The sequence below is a fragment of the Streptomyces canus 299MFChir4.1 genome (assembly GCF_000383615.1).
Lineage (GTDB): Bacteria > Actinomycetota > Actinomycetes > Streptomycetales > Streptomycetaceae > Streptomyces > Streptomyces canus_C.
The window spans coordinates 35,869-52,256 of the sequence record NZ_KB911626.1 but is presented as its reverse complement, the minus strand read 5'-3'; the positions used below and the strand labels follow the sequence as shown (position 1 = coordinate 52,256).

Sequence of the window (16,388 nt, the reverse complement as noted above, 5' to 3'; positions counted from 1 at the left end):
CGCCCTGGGCGCCGAGTTCGTCCAGGACCGCCCGGTGCAATCGGCGCCATAACCCGGCCTCGGTCCACGCTGTGAACCGGCGGTGTGCTGTTGCGGGCGACACCCCGAACGTCTCCGGCAGATACCGCCAGGCGCACCCGCTGGTCAGCACGTATACCACCGCCGTGAACACGGCACGCTCGTCCAACGGCGCGGTCCCGCCGCCCTGCGGACGGGAATTGAACGACGGCAGCAGCGGGGCGACCAGTTCCCACAGACCGTCAGGAACCAGCCGCTGCGACAGATCGGCACTCACGAAGAGACATCATGCCGCAGCACACACCATCACCACATGAGACAAGGTCTAAGTCCTGTCGCGAAACTGCTGGTCCCAGTGAGCCGGTGCCGTCGGCCGACGTCAGCCGATGAGGAGGTCGACGTCCTTCTCGATGCAGAGCTGCAGGACGACCGCGAACTGGCGGGCGTCGTCGAGGTGCCGTTGGAGGAGCGGGTCGATGCTTCCCTCTTGCGGCTGGTCGGCGATCTCTTGCAGGCGGGGCAGGATCGCGGCGCACTGGATCGGTGTCAGGTCGGGGCCGTCGTCGTCGGGATGATTGAGGAGTGGTGCCAGGGTGGTGGAGACGTCGTTCCAGGGGCGCTGTCCACCGAAGCCGTCCATCTCGTCTAGTTCGAACCCCTCGGCCTGCGCCAGCCACCGCCGGAACACTCCGAAGCCGGTGTAGGACCAGGACACATCCGGGCTGCTGGTGTCGTCGTCTCCCGGGAACAGAACGAGCCCCACGTGTCCTCCTCGTTGACCGAGCCCACAGGATCGGCCTGAGGAACGGGCGACGGCAACTGAAATGATCTCGCCGTGGCTGGTGTGATCACGGCGTCGGAGCCGTCCTGGATAAGCCCGTTCACCGGGTTGAGCCCGCGTCAGTTCAGCAAGCTGATAGCCGCGTTGCGACGTGAGGGTGCGGATCCGGTGCACAGGGGCAGGCCGTGAAGCCTGACACTGGAGGACCGGGTTCTGCTGGTCGCCGCGTGCTGGCGCACCAACCTCAGTTCGGTCTGGTCCTTCTCGCGGCGGTGCGGCATGACCAGGCCGGTGCCCCGGTTGCCGCCGTCCGCGATGACCGTGGTCTCGCCGACGGCCTTCTTTGCGCCGGACAACTCCCATGCCTCAGCTTCGGCGGCCGACCGGTCGCCGGACGCAGCCGCAGTGCCGGAGCACCGCCCAGTTCCCATCAGCGTTTCCACCGGCGCACGCTCTCGGGATGCAGCCCCACCATCCTGCAACCTCGGATGTGGAACGTCCCTGCTCGAACAACTCCACCGCCCGCATGCGACGGGCCTCGGCCAACTGGGGTCGTGTCAGGGGCGGAACGGACACATCGGAAAGCACGGGTCCCGACGAGGAACTGACACACCAACAGCCTCACACCGCTGAAGCTCCTGCACCCACAGAACTAACAAATCACAAAGAACGGCAAGTTTTCTTACTGCTTGACCTGCAGACTCAGAGTCATCGGTACGCTGCTTACACAGCGCGACCCCCGAGTCTCGGAGTAAACTCATGAGTATTACGCCTCTCGACATTCAGGTACTTCCGCCCGAAGCGAACTCAGACGAAACCTTGATGACCGAGATCACCGACTTGATCAACCGGGTGTACGCCAGCGCAGAGGCCGACATATGGCTACCCGGTACCCCGCGCACGACCGTGGAGGAGATCACCAAGTACACCGGGAAGGGACAGGTTGTCGTAGCGCGGTGTGATGGGCGAGTGGTCGGGTCCATACATGTCGCCGTCCTGGACGCGGACACGGCTGAGACTGGCATGCTGGTGTCCCACCCGGAGATGCGCAATCAAGGCATCGGCCGACAGATTCGGCAGTTTGTTTTTGAACTCCTCAAATCGCGCGGAATTTCTGCACTTCAGATCGAGTTGCTGACTCCCAGGGATTTGAGGGTCGAATCCAAGGACTTCATGGCATCATGGAACGAGCGGGACGGATACGAAATTGTCGGTCGGGGTTCCCTCGAAGACAAGTACCCGCATCTCGCTCCGCTCCTTGCAGTACCCTGCGATTTTATTCTTTACAAGAAGGAATTGCGCCGGTGAGGCGGGAATTGTAATGGTCCAGGTTGAGTCCACTACTCCCGTCTCCCGAAAACGGTGTCGAACCCACCTGCGCGGCCACGTCCTTGTTCGACGAGCCGGTCGCGCAGGCCAGAATGATTCGACACCGCAGAACCCACGCCTGCGGGGTGGAACGGCGCCGCACCCACCCCTCCAGCGCAGCCCGTTCCTCGTCCGACGGAACTCCTGACTCAGAAGACTAGCGTCGTCGCACAAGAGCGTCGGCGTCGTTGACGACATTGGCCACCGGCCGGCCCTCCATAGCGGCCTTGATGTTGTCGACCACCGCCGTCAACATGTTGCGTTGCGCCCTGCGAGTCGCGCCTGCTGTGTGCGGCGACAGAACGACGGCTTCGTGACGCCGCAGCGGATGATCGGCTGGGAGGGGCTCCTGCTCAAACACATCGAGAGCCGCCCCGGCCATCCTCCCGCTCTCCAGTGCCTCCAAGATCGCCTCGTCCGGCGCGATACCACCGCGTGCGACGTTCACCAGCAAGGCGCCCTGCGGCAGGAGCGCAAGTCGCTGCGAGTGCAGCATCCCGCGCGTGTCCGGGGTGAGCGGAAGACAGACGACAAGGACATCCGAGGTCGCCAGCAGTTCGTCGATCTCTTTGTAGACCCCTGTCGTGCGACGACGACGGGACCAGTACGACACCGAGCAGCCGACCGCCTCAAACAGACGCGCGGCTTCTGTTCCGATCGCGCCCATGCCGAGGATTCCCACGCGACGTTCGCTCAGCATGTTCGCACCACGTGCCGCGGCCTCCAGCTGCGGCCAAGCGCCCGAACGTACCTGGCGGTCCGCCCACGTGATGCCGCGCGACAGATCGAAGGCAGCCGCCAGCGCCCACTCCGCAACTGATTGCGTGTTCGCTCCAGCGGTGTTGGCCAGGGGGACGCCCGCGGCAGTCAGCGCTTGCAGGTCGAAGGATTCGGTGCCTACACCCGGCATCTGCACGAACGCCAGATTCGGAGCCGCGGCCACGGCATCGGCGTCGATGGCGAGTGTGAAAGTGAAGTCGGCGACCACCAGCTCCGCCTCGGCCAGCGCTGTGTGCAACCCCTCTCGATCCCGGCTGGCCGGCAGCACGATCTCGGCATCCAGTGCCCCAAAGGTCTCATGAACTCGCTCGGCACCGAGCGGCGCCAGTACGAGCAGTTGCCACGGCTTACTACTCATCAGGTACTCCGATCACAGAATCACAGCCCAACCTGCTGCAGGATCCTATGAGTCCAGCACATCGCTCGCGGACTCGCGTTGAAGCAGCGTCGCCGAGTGACTGCCCGGTCACCGGCTTCCCGACCGGGACATGGGGGGGGTGGTCTCCCGGTCGCCCAGGAGAGCCACCGGTCGGTCAGGAGCGGGACTGGGTCTTGTAACAGGCCCAGTCGTGCTCGCTGGCGAACTTGGCGGTACTGGTCACATCGGCGCGGCCATCGCCCAGCGAGACAGAAGCGGGAGCCGGGGCCCAAGTGGTCGTTGCCGCACGGTCCCGCCCCGGCGGGCGGCAACCGCATCGAGCGCATCCGCGCGCTGCGGGCGAACTGGTGTGAGCACGGCATCGACGCACGCCTCGACACAGTCCCCGACCCGGCTCACGACCACTTCGCCGTTCTGCCCGCGGTGCTGCGATTCCTCACCGCATGCCCGGCCGCCGTATGGAACACCGGTTCCCCGCGTGTCAGTGGGGGCGCCATGGCGGCCTGCGGCCCCGAGGCCTCGCCGTCGCGCCGCCCACGGTGCCCTTCGGCGCCGGACGGGACACGCCGCGTCATGACACCGCGATGTCCGGTTGGAGCGGCAGGGGGCGTCGGCGTCCACGCGCCGGCCGCCTCCCGCGGGTGCTACGACCACTCCGGCGACCGGCGCCTTGACCACGGGCGGGCCCTCTCGGGGCAGGGGCCCGCCTCCCCTAGGGACGTGGGTGACGCAAGCGGCGGTCAGTCCGTCTCCTCGATCGCCGCCGGGCGCAGCTGTGCGGTCCGGACACGGTCGACGTCGAGCTTGGTGCTGCGGTCGAAGCGGTAGATGCCGTTGCGTTCCTGGAAGACGTCGGTCAGCTGGGTGTAGCAGTAGCCGAACATGTTGCGGTCGTCGAGGAGTACGCCGGTCAGGCCCGCGAAGCGGGCGTGGAACTCCTCCTCGGTGCGGATCCGCTCACCGTAGCCCCAGGACTCCTTGCGGTCCTCGCCGGAGTCCGCGGCGGCTGCCTCGGGGTCCCACCAGATGCCGCCGAACTCGCTGACGAAGTACGGCTGCCCGCGGTAGGGGACCGAGTAGGCGGCGCCGCTCTCGTGGGTGTTGGCGAACGGGACGTCCTTCGCCAGACCCGACATCAGCTCGCGGAAGGTCTCGGGGTCCTGTTCGTAGTGGTGGGAGTCGTAGATGTCAGTTTCGTCGACGCGGTGGGCGTAGCCGGAGGCGTCGATCACCGGGCGGCTGGTGTCCATCGCCTTCGTGGCCAGGAACATCGCGCGGGTCACCGCGTCAAGCTGGGTGATGCGGTCGTGGAGTTTCTGGTACGTCTCGTTCAGCGGGCACCAGCCGATGATCGAGGGGTGGGAGTAGTCGCGTTCGACGGCTTCGAGCCACTGGGCGACGTACGAGGCGTCGGGCTGCTGGTTGTCGCCCGAGGAGCCGCCGACCTCGCAGCCCCAGTCGCCGAACTCGCCCCAGACCAGGTAGCCCAGCCGGTCGGCGTGGTAGAGGAAGCGCTCCTCGAAGACCTTCTGGTGGAGCCGGGCGCCGTTGAAGCCGGCCGCCATGCCCAGTTCGATGTCCCCCACCAGGGCCTCGTCGGTGGGTGCGGTCATCAACCCGTCCGGGTACCAGCCCTGGTCCAGGACCAGGCGCTGGAAGACCGGGCGGCCGTTGAGGAGGACCGCCTTGCCGCGCAGGCCCACGGCGCGCAGACCGGCGTAGCTGTCCGCGCTGTCGACCACCTCGCCGGACGCGTCGAGGAGTTCCACCCGTAGGTCGTACAGGTGCGGGTCCTGCGGGCTCCACTCACGGCGCCGGTCATGGGCAACGGGCAGGTGCAGGCGCGGGGCCAGGTCCAGGTCGGCGCGTGCCTCGGCACGGCTCACCTCGCCGCCGGCGTCGCTGAGGACCGCGCGTACCCGGTGGCCGGGGCGGTTGCCGGACAGCGGGAGTTCCAGGTGGAAGGCGGAGCCGGCGAGGTCGGGGGTGATGCGCGGGCGCCGCAGGTGGGTCTCGGGGACGGGCTCCAGCCAGACGGTCTGCCAGATGCCGGTGACGCGTGTGTAGTTCGCGGCGTGGTTGGCGTACTGGATGGCCTGCTTGCCACGGGCGTGGGGGCCGGACTTGGGGTCGCGGGCCCGGACGGTGATGACGACGTCCTCGCCGCTGCCCGCGATGTCACCGAGGTCGGCGGTGAAGGGGGTGAAGCCGCCGCGGTGCCGGGCGACCTCCTTCCCGTCGGCCCATACGGTGGTGTCGTAGTCGACGGCTCCGAAGTGCAGCAGCACTCGGCGGCCGGCCCATTCGGCGGGCAGGGTGACGGCACGCCGGTACCAGACGGCCTCCAGGAAGTCGGTGTCGCCGATGCCGGAGAGCTCGGACTCGGGCGGGAAGGGTACGAGGATCTCGTCGCGCAGTTCACGGCCGAGCAGGCCGCGTTCCAGCCCGCTGTCCCCTCGGTCGGTCTCGAACTGCCAGGCGCCGTTCAGGTTGAGCCAGTCGCGGCGCACGAACTGCGGTCGCGGGTACTCCGGGCGCGGTACGGAGTGAGTGGGCACACATGCTCCAGTCGATCAGAGGCCGGCGGAGATACCGCCAGCCTGTGGGTGCGGCGAGGGGATGCGGTCAGGAGCCGCCGAGGCCGGTGGTGGCCACGGAGTTGACGATGCGACGCTGGAAAAAGAGGTAGACCACGATCAGGGGGAGGGCCGCGAGCAGCGCCGACGCCATGGACTGGGCGTACTCGATGCCGTAGACGTCCTTGACGGTGGCCAGGCCGACGGGAAGGGTCATCAGGTCCGCGTCGTTGGTGACGATGAACGGCCACAGGAAGTTGTTCCAGGCCCCGATGAAGACGAAGATCGCCACGGCGGAGACGATCGGGCGCGACAGCGGCAGCACGATGGACAGGAAGACCCGGAACTCGGAGGCCCCGTCAATCCGGGCCGCGTCCTCCAGTTCCCGTGGGATGGCGTCGAAGAAGCGCTTGAGGATGAAGACCATCATGGGCGCGACGACCTGCGGCAGGACGACCGCCGCGTAGGTGTCCACGAGGTGGAAGAGCAGCATCTGCTTGAAGAGCGGGACGATGAGCAGCTGCGGCGGGACGAGGATCGAGGCGACGGTCACCGCGAGCAGGACCCGGCGGCCGCGGAACGTGCCGCGTGAGAAGCCGTATGCGGCGAGGGTGGAGACCGCGACGGTGATCAGCGTGACAAGCCCGGCTATCAGGAAGCTGTTGAGGGCCCAGCGGGTGATGTTCCCGCGTTCGAGGATCTGCTCGTACGCCCCCGTCGTGAGGGCGCCTTTGATCGGGGACAGACCGGGCGAGGCCGCGTCCTGCGCGCTCTGCAGCGAGGTGGCGATGGCCCAGACGAACGGCAGCAGCCAGACGATCGTCAGGACGACCAGGGCGATGCCGACCAGGACGCGCGGCAGTCGGCCGTGTCCGAGGAAGAGGGAGGATTCGGCGGCTGCCCGGGGCGGACGGCGCAGCGGGCGAAGGGGCGTAGCGGTGGCGGACACGGTCAGCCCTCCTGGCGGAAGAGACGCAGTTGCAGGAGCGAGACGACGACGATGAAGGCGAAGAACAGGTAGGAGACGGCGGAGGCGTAACCGAGCCGGTAGCCGGTGAACCCGACGTCGTAGACGTATTCCAGGACCGGGCGGGTCGTGCCGTTGGGGCCGCCCTTGGTGAGGATGTAGATCTGGTCGAACACCTTCAGCGAGGCGAGGACCTGGAGCATCGCGACCAGGGCGGTGGTGCGGCGCAGCTGCGGCAGGGTGATGGACCACAGGCGACGCCAGGCACCGGCGCCGTCGAGGGCGGCGGCCTCGTAGTAGGTCTGCGGCAGGGACTGGAGCGCGGCCAGGTACAGCAGGAAGTTGAAACCGACCGTCCACCAGACGGTGAGAGCGGCGATCGCCCACTTCGCGACGGATTCGTCGGAGAGCCAGCCGACGGGCCCGATGCCGAGGGTGTCGAGGAACTGGTTGGCCAATCCGAGGTCGGGCTGGTAGAGCCACATCCAGATCGAGGTCACGACGGTCACGGGCAGCAGGTAGGGGGCGAAGAAGGCCAGCCGCCACACCCACTGTCCGGCGAGGCCGCTGTGCACCAGCAGGGCCATCGCCAGGGCGATCAGCACCAGCGGGATGCTGGAGATGGCGGTGAAGACGACCGTGTTGCCGAGGCTGGTCCAGACGTCCGCGTCGCCGAACGCCTCGGCGTAGTTGTCGAAGCCGACGAAGGTCGTGGCGCGCAGGGCCAGTGAGCTGTCGGTGAAGCTCAACCAGAGCCCGTGCACGATGGGCCACACCAGGAACAGGGCGAAGACGAGCATGAACGGCAGGACGAAGACGAGGCCGGGGCCCTTGGCGGCCCGGATGCCGCTCAGTCCCTTGCGGCCGAGGCCGTGGGGGCGGCCGGCGGCCGGGCCGGTCACAGCCTCGGCGCCGGGGGGTGCTGTAGTGGTCACGTGGCTCACTCCTTCTGCTCGTCAGGCCACCGGGTTGGGCTGCCGGAGCAGCGTGTCCGCCTCGCGGACCATCTGGCGCACCGCCTTCTCGGCGGACGTGTTGCGCAGCAGCGCCGACTGGAGCGGCTGGCACATCCGGCTCTGGAAGTTGGAACCGGCCCCGGCGAACCAGTTCGGCGGGTCGAGGACCGCCACCTCTGCCGCCTTGGCGTAGGAGGACTGCGGGTCGAGGGCGGCGTACGCCGGCTCCGCGATGACGGGCTGGTAGGCGGGGATATGACCGGCGCTCGCCCAGGTGAGACTCTGCTTGATGATCTCCGCGATGTACCGGTGGGCCTCGCGGCGCCTCGCCGGGTCCGGGTTGTCCTGATGCGGCAGGACGAAGCTGTGGCTGTCGGTGTAGACGGCCGGCTTGTCGAAGACCTGCGGGAACGGCGCGGCGCCGAGCGGGATGCCGGACTTCTTCAGCGCCGGCAGTTCCCACTCCCCGAGCATGACCATGCCGGCGCGGCCGCCGATGAAGTTGGCTACGGCGCCGTAGTAGTCCAGGTTGTTGGGGTTGGTGCGGCCGTCGAACAGCTGCTGCATGAAGGTGACCACGCGGACGGCGGCGTCGATGTCGATCTGCGGCGGGCCGCCGTCCGGCAGAGTGAAGGAGGCGCCGGTCTGCGCATAGAGCGCGGCGAACAGCCGCCAGCTCTGCGATGGGTCGGTGACGTGGCCGAACAGGATGCCCTTCTGACCGGTCGCCTTGGCGAGCGCCTTGCCGGCGTCGATCAGAGCCTCCGGGGAACCCATCGGGGCAAGCTCACCCGAGGAGTCCAGGAGGCCCGCCTTGTCGGCGGCCTCCTTGTCGTAGAACACGATGAAGGGATGGACATCGAGCGGAACGGCGTAGACCGTCTTGTCGTGCTGCGTCCGCGCCCACACGGCCCGTGTGAAGTCCTTCTCGGAGACCCCGAATCCGGCGAGCACGTCCAGGTCGATGGGATCCACGAGGCCGGCGGGCGCATATCCGGCCAGCCGGGACAGGTGCATGATCGCCACGTCGGAGGCTCGGCCGCCGGCGGCCGACATGGCCAGCTTGGTGTAGTACGACGGTCCCCAGTCGAGGATCGTGCGCTTGACATCGAAGCCCTGCGGGCCCTTGGAGACGGCCTTGATCATGTCGTCCATGAGCGTGCCGTCGCCGCCCTGGAACAGGTCCCAGACGCTCAGCGCGGAGGGGTCGGCGGCGGCCGGTGAGGCGCAGCCGGACAGCGGACCGGCCGCGAGCAGCGCACCTGCGGCGGCCGTGCCGTGGCGCAGCAGCCGACGACGGGTGAGAGCGGATGCCGCACCGGGTGCGGGTGCTGGTGATGAGGCGGGGAAGCGGGTGTACATCGCGGACCTTCCGACGGCCGGAGACGCATGCCGAACCGACGGAGGAACACTCACGGAAGAGTGATCCACCGCCCGGCTCAGGCGAGGGCGCATCGGCCGAGCCGATGCGTCGCTTGTTTTTACATCGATGTACATTGGCTGTAAAGGGCCAGGCGAAACGGCCGGATATCAAGGGCCGATCGGATGGGGCACACGCGCCGCCGATGCTCGACCTGCCGGGACATAAGCTCAGCAGCGCCGAGAGGCAGGGAGGTTCCGGTGACACGGCCAAGGATCAAGGACGTCGCACGGCTCGCGGGCGTGTCGGAGAAGACGGTCTCCAACGTCATCAACGACTACACGCACGTCTCCGAGCGGACCAGGCGCGCCGTGCGCGATGCCATCGAGCAACTCGGCTACAAGGTCAATCTGGCCGGTCGCCATCTGCGCCAGGGCCGCACCGGCATCATCGCCCTCGTCGTCCCCGAACTGGACGTGCCGTACTTCGCCGAGCTCGCCCGGCACGTCATCCGCGAGGCGGAGAAACGCTCCCTGACCGTGCTGATCCACGACACCGGCGCCGACCGCGACCACGAACTCGCCGCGCTGACCGGATTCGGTTCCAGCTTCGTCGACGGAGTCATCCTCAGCCCGCTCGCCCTCACCCCGGACGACCTGCGCGACCGTGCGGACGCCCCACCCACCGTGCTGATCGGCGAACTGCTGGAGGAAGGCGCCGATCACGTCGCCATCGACAACGAGAAGGCGGCACGGGAGGCGACCGAGCACCTGCTCAGCCTCGGCCGCCGCTCCATCCTGGTCATCGGTGGACGCGACGAGGCCGGCCTGGGCACCGCCGAGGCCCGCACCCGGGGCTACCTCGCCGCGCTTCGGGAAGCCGGCGTCGACCACGACCCGGCCGCCCTGCTGCCCGTCCGGTCCTTCGGGATGCCCGACGGCGCCGAGGCGGTCAACCGGGTGCTCGGCGAGGGCGGCCGCCCCGACGCGCTGCTGTGCCTCAACGACCAGTTGGCGCTGGGGGCGCTGCGCGCCCTGTACGAGCACGGCATCCGGGTCCCCGAAGAGGTCGCCGTGATCGGCTTCGACGACGTCGAGGCCGGACGCTTCAGCGTCCCCACGCTGAGCACCGTCGCCCCCGACAAGGCCGCGATCGCCCGGGTCGCCGTCGAACTGCTGCAACGCAGGATGGACGAGGTCGCGGGACCCACCCCGGCGGACGCCTCCGCACCCGGCCCGCGGTCACCCCAGGACCTCGTGGTCGCGCACCGACTGGTACTGCGCGAGAGCACGGAAGGCGCCGGCGCACGCTCGGCGGCGTGCCGGCCGACGACTGCCTGAGCCCCGGCACGGTCTCTGTGGCTCCTTGTGCGCGGGTCCGAGCCAGGAGAGTTGCACTGCGAGCGAGGCCGAAGACCCGTCGGCCTCGGCCGCGTCAACGGCCCGGCCACACAGGAGCAGGCGCTCCGCTGCCCGCGGGACGCAAGTCAGCGAGGCGTAGTGCCCGAGAGGATGCTCAGTGTCCTGGCGGAGGCCTCAGTCGCTCTGGGCGACCGGCTCGGGATCGGCGTCGAGCGCATCGAGCACCGCTTCGCCGTTCGCCCTCGCCCACTCGGTCAGCATGTGGATCGGATCGATCAGCGTCGCCCCGAGCGGGGTGAGCTCGTACTCGACGCGGGGCGGCACCTCGGCGTAGGCGTGGCGGCGGATGAGTCCGTGCGCCTCGAGCCGGCGGAGCGTCTGGGTGAGCATCTTGCGGGAGATGCCGCCGATCAGCTCGATCAACTCGCCATGGCGCACCGGTCCCTTGCTGAGGCCGTAGAGCACGACCACCGTCCACTTGTCGGCGATCAGCTCGACCGCCAGACGCGCCGGACAGTCGGCGAGAAAGAAATCACCGGGACGGAAACCGCTCATGGCGCCAAAGGTACCTGCCGGCTCCTTTAGGCACCCGCTGGTTCCTATCGGAAACTTAGCTTGGGTGCTCTCCCCCTTTCAAAGCACAGGAGAGAGTCATGCGAGTCATCAACCAGCAGTCGCTCGGCGGTCCCGAGGTGCTCACCATCGTGGACGCGCCCGAGCCCCGGCCCGTCCCGGGCGAGGTGCTCGTCCGCGTCAAGGCGATCGGGCTGAACCCGCTGGAGGCGCGCCTGCGCGCCGGCGAGTTCCCGCTGCTCGGCCAGCCGCCGTTCATCCTCGGCTGGGACATCAGCGGCGTGGTCCAGGAGGCCCCGCAGACGTGGCGGTTCAGGCCCGGCGACGAGGTGTTCGGGATGCCGCTGTTCCCGCGGGCGGCGAGCGCGTACGCCGAGGTCGTGTCGGCGCCGGCGGTGCACCTGGTACGCAAGCCGGCCTCGCTCTCGCACGTTGAAGCCTCCGCGCTTCCGGTCGTCGGGCTGACGGCGTGGCAGGGGCTCGTCGACCTCGCCGGCGTCGGCAAGGGCGATCGCGTCCTGGTCCACGGCGGTGGCGGCGGGGTCGGGCACGTTGCGATCCAGATAGCGAAAGCCCTTGGCGCGCATGTGATCACGACCGCCAGCGGGAGCAAGCGGGAATTCGTCGAGGGGCTCGGCGCCGATGAAGTGATCGACTACACGGCGGTCGACTTCACCGACGCGGTCCGTGACATCGACGTCGTGCTCGACACGATCGGCGGCGACACCGTCGAGCGGTCCCTTGGAGTGCTCCGCCCTGGCGGTCACCTGGTGACGGCAACCTCCGAGGACGACCCGGAGCTCATCGCCAAGTACGAGGCGGCGGGCATGCGGTTCAGCGGTATCGCGGTCGACCCCGACCGGGGCGCCCTGCGCGGTCTCGTCGACCTCGTCGAACAGGGAAAGCTCCGGGTCCATGTGCAGGAGACGTTCCCGTTCGAGCGCGTCGCCGACGCGCACCGGCTGCTCGATCGCGGTCACCTCCAGGGCAAGCTCGTCCTCACCGTCTGATGCCGTCGTGGGGCCTCGCGTGAGCCGGGCCCCACTGACCTTGGGTATTCAGCGGCACTTGGGCCGGTGGCGGGCGGATGACTTCGGCGAGGATCGTCGGTCGCCGGGAGACTTCCCGGTTCGTCAGCACCAGCAGGGGCCGGACCAGCGCGGTCGCCCACCTCGGGTTCGTGCGGACCTTGCCGAGGGGGCGCAACTTCTTGAGATGGGCCGTGTTCGACCGGGGCCCGCACCTGGTTGGACAGCTTCTGCCCATGAGTCAGGGGCCGGTTCCGGGCCGCCTTGTAGCCGGTGATCACTGACGGGTCGGGGTTGCCGATCACCCGCTCCCGGCTCTCCCGGGGTTGCGAGATGACGTGGTGTGCGCTGGCCGGCGTGCAGCTGGGCCTACGCGAACCAAGCGCTGCCCGTTGATGGTGGACAGGGTGCCGCCGATGGCCCAGTTGCCGTCGGGCAGGGCCAGTTGGGTCTCGGCCGTGTACCCGCCGTGCGGGGCGGCAGAGCTGATGCCGTACATCTGGTGGGCCGGTCCGCGCCCCGCCGTGAAGTAAAGGAAATAACGGCCTCCTACCCGCATGGCGGCCATGGCACCGGACAGCAGCACGCCCACGGCGCCGGTGTTCCACCGAGGCAGGTTCACGCTGAACTCGAAGGCCCTCTTCCCATGGGTGGAGCAGCTCTCCAGCGGCGGCGCCTATGGCCCGGGCCTCGTGAAGGCGGGGTAAGCGAGTGGTGCGCGAGGTCTGGACAGCGGTCGGGGGGCGTGCTGTCATTTCGGCTGGCACGAGATTTCCAACGTTGGAAGAGCCGCCCCTACTCCGCGTCCGCACCGGTCTTCCGTCGCCCTGTGGCCTGGTCCTGCCAGCCGGCCCCCGCGCGTGCAAGGAAAGGTTCGATGACAAGACAACGCATCCGCCCCCGGGCCAGATGGTGGGCGCTGCTGGCCGCAGCCGCTCTTGTTGTGCCCCCGAGCGGTCTGGCCGCCACCGCGTCGGCAGCAGAGCCGACCGGCAGCGCCTCTGTGCGCTCCACCGAAGCAGCCGATGTCGAGGTACACGGCCTGAAGGGCGAGTACTTCAGCATGTCGGCCCCCGGCGCACGGGACTTCGCCGAACTCGGTGGCACGCTGCTCGAACCGCAGATCAACTTCTCCGGCCTGACCAGCACCTTCCAGGATTTGACCGGCAAGACGGAGCACACGACCGCCCGTTGGACGGGACAGATCGAGGCACCGGCCACCGGCGACTACACCTTCTACGCCATCGGCGACAACGGCTTCCGCCTCTTCATCGACGGTGAGCCGGTCATCGACCACTGGGAGCCGGACTGGGACCGCGAGCAGACCAGCGCCGCGATCCGGCTGAACGCCGGTGAGAGGCACGACTTCCGTCTGGAGCTGTTCCAGGACGTCGGCGGATCCAACATGTACCTGCGCTGGTCCGGCCCGGGTCTGGCCAAACAACTCGTGCCGATGTCGGCGTTCACCCCGCCCGAAGGCTTCGAGGTCTACCCGGTGGAGCTGAGCCTGACGGCCGACGGACGCCACCTGCGGGCCCGGTTCGAGGGCGCGGTCGGTGGCATCGCGGCGGTCAAGGACCACTTGAAGGTCGAGGCCGACACCACGGCCATGCCCCTGAAGTCGGTCGCCGCAGCTCCCGAGGACCGCAACTCTCTGCTCGTCACACTCGCCGAGCCCATCCAGAAGAACCAGGGAGTGCGGGTCACCTACGACGGCACTGGCGGCCTGACGTCCGGCGGCGAGACCGTACCGAAGATCGTCCGCTACGCCGAGAACGCCTCCACCCACCGGCTCACCACCGAGTGGGGCGACAAGCTCGACAAGAACAACCCTCTGCCGGAGTACCCGCGTCCGCAGCAGGTGCGCTCCAAGTGGAAGAACCTCAACGGCCCTTGGCAGTTCAGCGGCGCCAAGGCGGGCGAGCAGCCGGTGTTCGGCAAGAACCTCGACGAGAAGATCGTCGTGCCGTTCCCGGTGGAGTCGCTTCTCTCCGGGGTGGAGCGGCACGAGGACCACATGTTCTACCGCAAGCTGGTGAACGTCCCCAAGGACTGGAAGGTCCGCAAGGACGGCAAGGGCAACCGGCTGAAGCTGAACTTCGGCGCCGTGGACTACCAGGCGCAGGTCTTCGTCAACGGCACCAAGGTCGCCGAGCACACCGGCGGCTACGACGCCTTCAGCGCCGACATCACCGACGCCCTCAAGGGCGCCGGCCCGCAGGAGGTCGTGGTCGCGGTCACCGACACCGGGGGCGAGAACCAGCCGAGGGGCAAGCAGTCCCCCAGCCCGAGCGGCATCGTCTACACCCAGTCGTCCGGGATCTGGCAGACCGTCTGGATGGAGCCGGTCGCCGACGCCGCCATCGATGACGTCGTCACCACTCCGGACATCGGCACAAGCAGCCTCGCCATGACCGTGAAGTCGGACAAGGCGTCCACCGGGGCGCACGTCGAGGCGGTCGCGCGCGACAAGCGCGGCAAGGTCGTGGGCAAGGTGAGCGGGCCGGCCAACAAGCAGCTGCGGCTGCGGGTGGCGAACCAGCACCTGTGGAGCCCGGACGACCCCTACCTCTACGACCTGGACGTCAAGTTGACCGACGGCGGGTCGACCGACAAGGTCGCCAGCTACTTCGGTATGCGCTCCGTCGGCATCGCCAAGGTAGGCGGATTCCAGAAGCTGGTGCTCAACGGCAAGCCCATCTTCTCCCTCGCCACCCTCGACCAGGGCTTCTGGCCCGACGGCCTGTACACCGCGCCGAGCGACGAGGCCCTCGCGTTCGATCTCAAGGCGCACAAGGAGCTCGGTTTCAACGCCGTGCGCAAGCACATCAAGGTGGAGCCCGCGCGCTGGTTCTACCACGCGGACCGGCTGGGCCTGTTGGTCTGGCAGGACTTCGTTTCCGGCGCCTTGACCACCGACACCGCCCGGCGCGACTTCGTCGACCAGGGCCGGGAGATGGCGCGTGAGCATCACGACTCGCCGTCCGTGGTGGGCTGGACCGTCTTCAACGAGGGCTGGGGCGAGTGGGACCGCACCGAGACCGGCAAGGTCGCCGAGGCGCTGAAGGAAGCCGACCCCTCTCGCGTCGTCAACGCCCACAGCGGAGTCAACTGCTGCGACTCCAAGGGTGATTCAGGCAAGGGCGACATCATCGACCACCACGACTACAACAACGTGGACCCGCCGTTCCCCGACGACAAGCGGGCGGCGATCGACGGTGAGCACGGCGGCTTCACCCTGCGCGTCCCCGGACACATGTGGCCGGGCGCCCCGGCGGCGATCTACAGCGGTGTCGACGACAAGGACGCGCTGACCCGCAAGTACGTTGAGAACACCGCGAAGTTCTACCTCGACCAGGCCGCCGCCGAGCTGTCCGGCTCGGTGTACACCCAGATCTCCGACCTGGAGAACGAGCTCAACGGCCTCTACACCTACGACCGTCGCCAGATCAAGGTCGACCCGGTCCGGGTCCGTGAGATCAACCGCGAGGTCATCGCGGCCGGCGCCGCCGCGGGCGAGCGGCTTCCGCTCAAGGGCGGCGGGCACTGGGCCCTCGACGAGGGCACCGGGACCACCGCGAAGGACGACGGCCCGAACGCCAAGGCCCTGACCCTCAGCGACGGCACCACCTGGACGCCCGGCGTCAGGGGCGGTGCGCTGAAGTTCAACGGGCAGGGCCAGTACGCCGAGACCGACGGTCCGGTGATCGACACCACCGGCAGCTACACCGTCTCCGCGTGGGTGCGGCTGGACGAGCTGCCCGGCAACTACGCCACCGCCGTCAGCCAGGACACCCGGCGCCAGGCCAGCCCCTTCTACCTCCAGTACGGACAGGGCGCGTTCGCCTTCAGCACTCCGGGTGAAGCCCGGGCCCGTCTGGTCACCACCCCCGAGAAGGGCCGCTGGTACCACCTGGTCGGCGTCCGCGACAGCGCTGACAACACGATCAAGCTGTACGTCGACGGAAAACCGGCGGCGAGTGCCACCGGCGGTCCCGCCTATCCCAGCACCGGTTCCCTGGCCGTCGGCCGCGCCCAGTGGGGCGGCAACGACACCGACTTCTGGAACGGCGCGGTCGACGAGGTCCACGCCTACGACAAGGCGCTCACCGCCGAGGAGGTGAGCGCGCTCTACGCGGACGAGAAGCCGTAGCGATCACGACGGCTCGGGCCCCGGCGGGATGTCCCTCCCGCCGGGGCCCTGCTCGTGCGCGCCGGTGTCACGCCGAACTCCTGGACGG

At 68.5% G+C, this 16,388-nt stretch carries 12 protein-coding genes and 3 pseudogenes; 5 read left to right on the top strand and 10 right to left on the bottom strand.

Annotation, left to right across the window (positions count from 1 at the left end):
• Both H293_RS56110 and H293_RS0143315 read right to left on the bottom strand, forming a co-directional pair.
• On the bottom strand, positions 1 to 295 hold a 295-nt coding region (locus H293_RS56110), incomplete at its 3' end, for a transposase (RefSeq protein ID WP_020124020.1).
• A 102-nt stretch (positions 296 to 397) separates the two neighbouring features.
• Positions 398 to 781: a hypothetical protein gene (locus H293_RS0143315; protein WP_020124019.1), complete on the bottom strand. Its 384-nt coding sequence runs from the start codon at positions 779 to 781 to the stop codon at positions 398 to 400.
• A 72-nt stretch (positions 782 to 853) separates the two neighbouring features.
• On the opposite strand from H293_RS0143315, the pseudogene H293_RS57940 reads away from it, so the two are divergent.
• Positions 854 to 1,048, top strand: a pseudogene (locus H293_RS57940) (IS5/IS1182 family transposase); the annotation flags it as partial.
• Here H293_RS57940 and H293_RS56100 read toward each other — a convergent pair.
• Positions 1,045 to 1,170, bottom strand: a pseudogene (locus tag H293_RS56100) (IS5/IS1182 family transposase); the annotation flags it as partial. The pseudogenes H293_RS57940 and H293_RS56100 sit on opposite strands and share 4 nt — an antisense overlap.
• A 451-nt stretch (positions 1,171 to 1,621) precedes the next feature.
• Between H293_RS56100 and H293_RS0143305 the strand changes: the two are divergent.
• Positions 1,622 to 2,107 carry a GNAT family N-acetyltransferase gene (locus H293_RS0143305; RefSeq protein WP_020124017.1) on the top strand — a complete coding sequence of 162 codons (486 nt, stop codon included), beginning with the start codon at positions 1,622 to 1,624 and terminating at the stop codon, positions 2,105 to 2,107.
• A gap of 217 nt (positions 2,108 to 2,324) precedes the next feature.
• On the opposite strand, the gene H293_RS0143300 is transcribed toward H293_RS0143305, so the two are convergent.
• The 5 genes from H293_RS0143300 to H293_RS0143280 all read right to left on the bottom strand — a co-directional run bounded on the left by H293_RS0143300 (position 2,325) and on the right by H293_RS0143280 (position 9,187).
• Positions 2,325 to 3,305, bottom strand: coding sequence for an NAD(P)-dependent oxidoreductase (locus H293_RS0143300; protein WP_020124016.1), 981 nt, complete (start codon positions 3,303 to 3,305; stop codon positions 2,325 to 2,327).
• 761 nt (positions 3,306 to 4,066) lie between these two features.
• A complete protein-coding gene (locus H293_RS0143295) occupies positions 4,067 to 5,884 on the bottom strand; it encodes a glycoside hydrolase family 2 protein (protein WP_020124015.1) in 1,818 nt (605 codons plus the stop codon).
• Between the two features lie 67 nt (positions 5,885 to 5,951).
• Positions 5,952 to 6,851: a carbohydrate ABC transporter permease gene (locus tag H293_RS0143290; RefSeq protein ID WP_020124014.1), complete on the bottom strand. Its 900-nt coding sequence runs from the start codon at positions 6,849 to 6,851 to the stop codon at positions 5,952 to 5,954.
• Between the two features lie 2 nt (positions 6,852 to 6,853).
• Positions 6,854 to 7,804, bottom strand: coding sequence for a carbohydrate ABC transporter permease (locus H293_RS0143285; RefSeq protein WP_020124013.1), 951 nt, complete (start codon positions 7,802 to 7,804; stop codon positions 6,854 to 6,856).
• A gap of 21 nt (positions 7,805 to 7,825) precedes the next feature.
• Positions 7,826 to 9,187, bottom strand: a complete 1,362-nt coding sequence (locus tag H293_RS0143280) for an extracellular solute-binding protein (protein WP_020124012.1) — start codon at positions 9,185 to 9,187, stop codon at positions 7,826 to 7,828.
• A gap of 258 nt (positions 9,188 to 9,445) precedes the next feature.
• On the opposite strand from H293_RS0143280, the gene H293_RS0143275 reads away from it, so the two are divergent.
• Positions 9,446 to 10,525, top strand: coding sequence for a LacI family DNA-binding transcriptional regulator (locus H293_RS0143275; protein WP_020124011.1), 1,080 nt, complete (start codon positions 9,446 to 9,448; stop codon positions 10,523 to 10,525).
• Between the two features lie 195 nt (positions 10,526 to 10,720).
• On the opposite strand, the gene H293_RS0143270 is transcribed toward H293_RS0143275, so the two are convergent.
• Positions 10,721 to 11,101 (bottom strand): winged helix-turn-helix transcriptional regulator, encoded by a 381-nt coding sequence (locus H293_RS0143270; RefSeq protein WP_020124010.1) that lies wholly within the window; start codon positions 11,099 to 11,101, stop codon positions 10,721 to 10,723.
• Positions 11,102 to 11,199: 98 nt separating this feature from the next.
• Here H293_RS0143270 and H293_RS0143265 point away from each other — a divergent pair, with 98 nt between their 5' ends.
• Positions 11,200 to 12,129: an NADP-dependent oxidoreductase gene (locus tag H293_RS0143265; protein WP_020124009.1), complete on the top strand. Its 930-nt coding sequence runs from the start codon at positions 11,200 to 11,202 to the stop codon at positions 12,127 to 12,129.
• A gap of 400 nt (positions 12,130 to 12,529) precedes the next feature.
• Here the strand turns inward: H293_RS0143265 and H293_RS61825 are convergent.
• Positions 12,530 to 12,706 (bottom strand): annotated as a pseudogene (locus H293_RS61825) (hydrolase); the annotation flags it as partial.
• Between the two features lie 318 nt (positions 12,707 to 13,024).
• Between H293_RS61825 and H293_RS0143245 the strand changes: the two are divergent.
• A complete protein-coding gene (locus tag H293_RS0143245; protein ID WP_028808715.1) occupies positions 13,025 to 16,300 on the top strand; it encodes a LamG-like jellyroll fold domain-containing protein in 3,276 nt (1,091 codons plus the stop codon).
• The last annotated feature ends 88 nt before the right edge of the window (positions 16,301 to 16,388 follow it).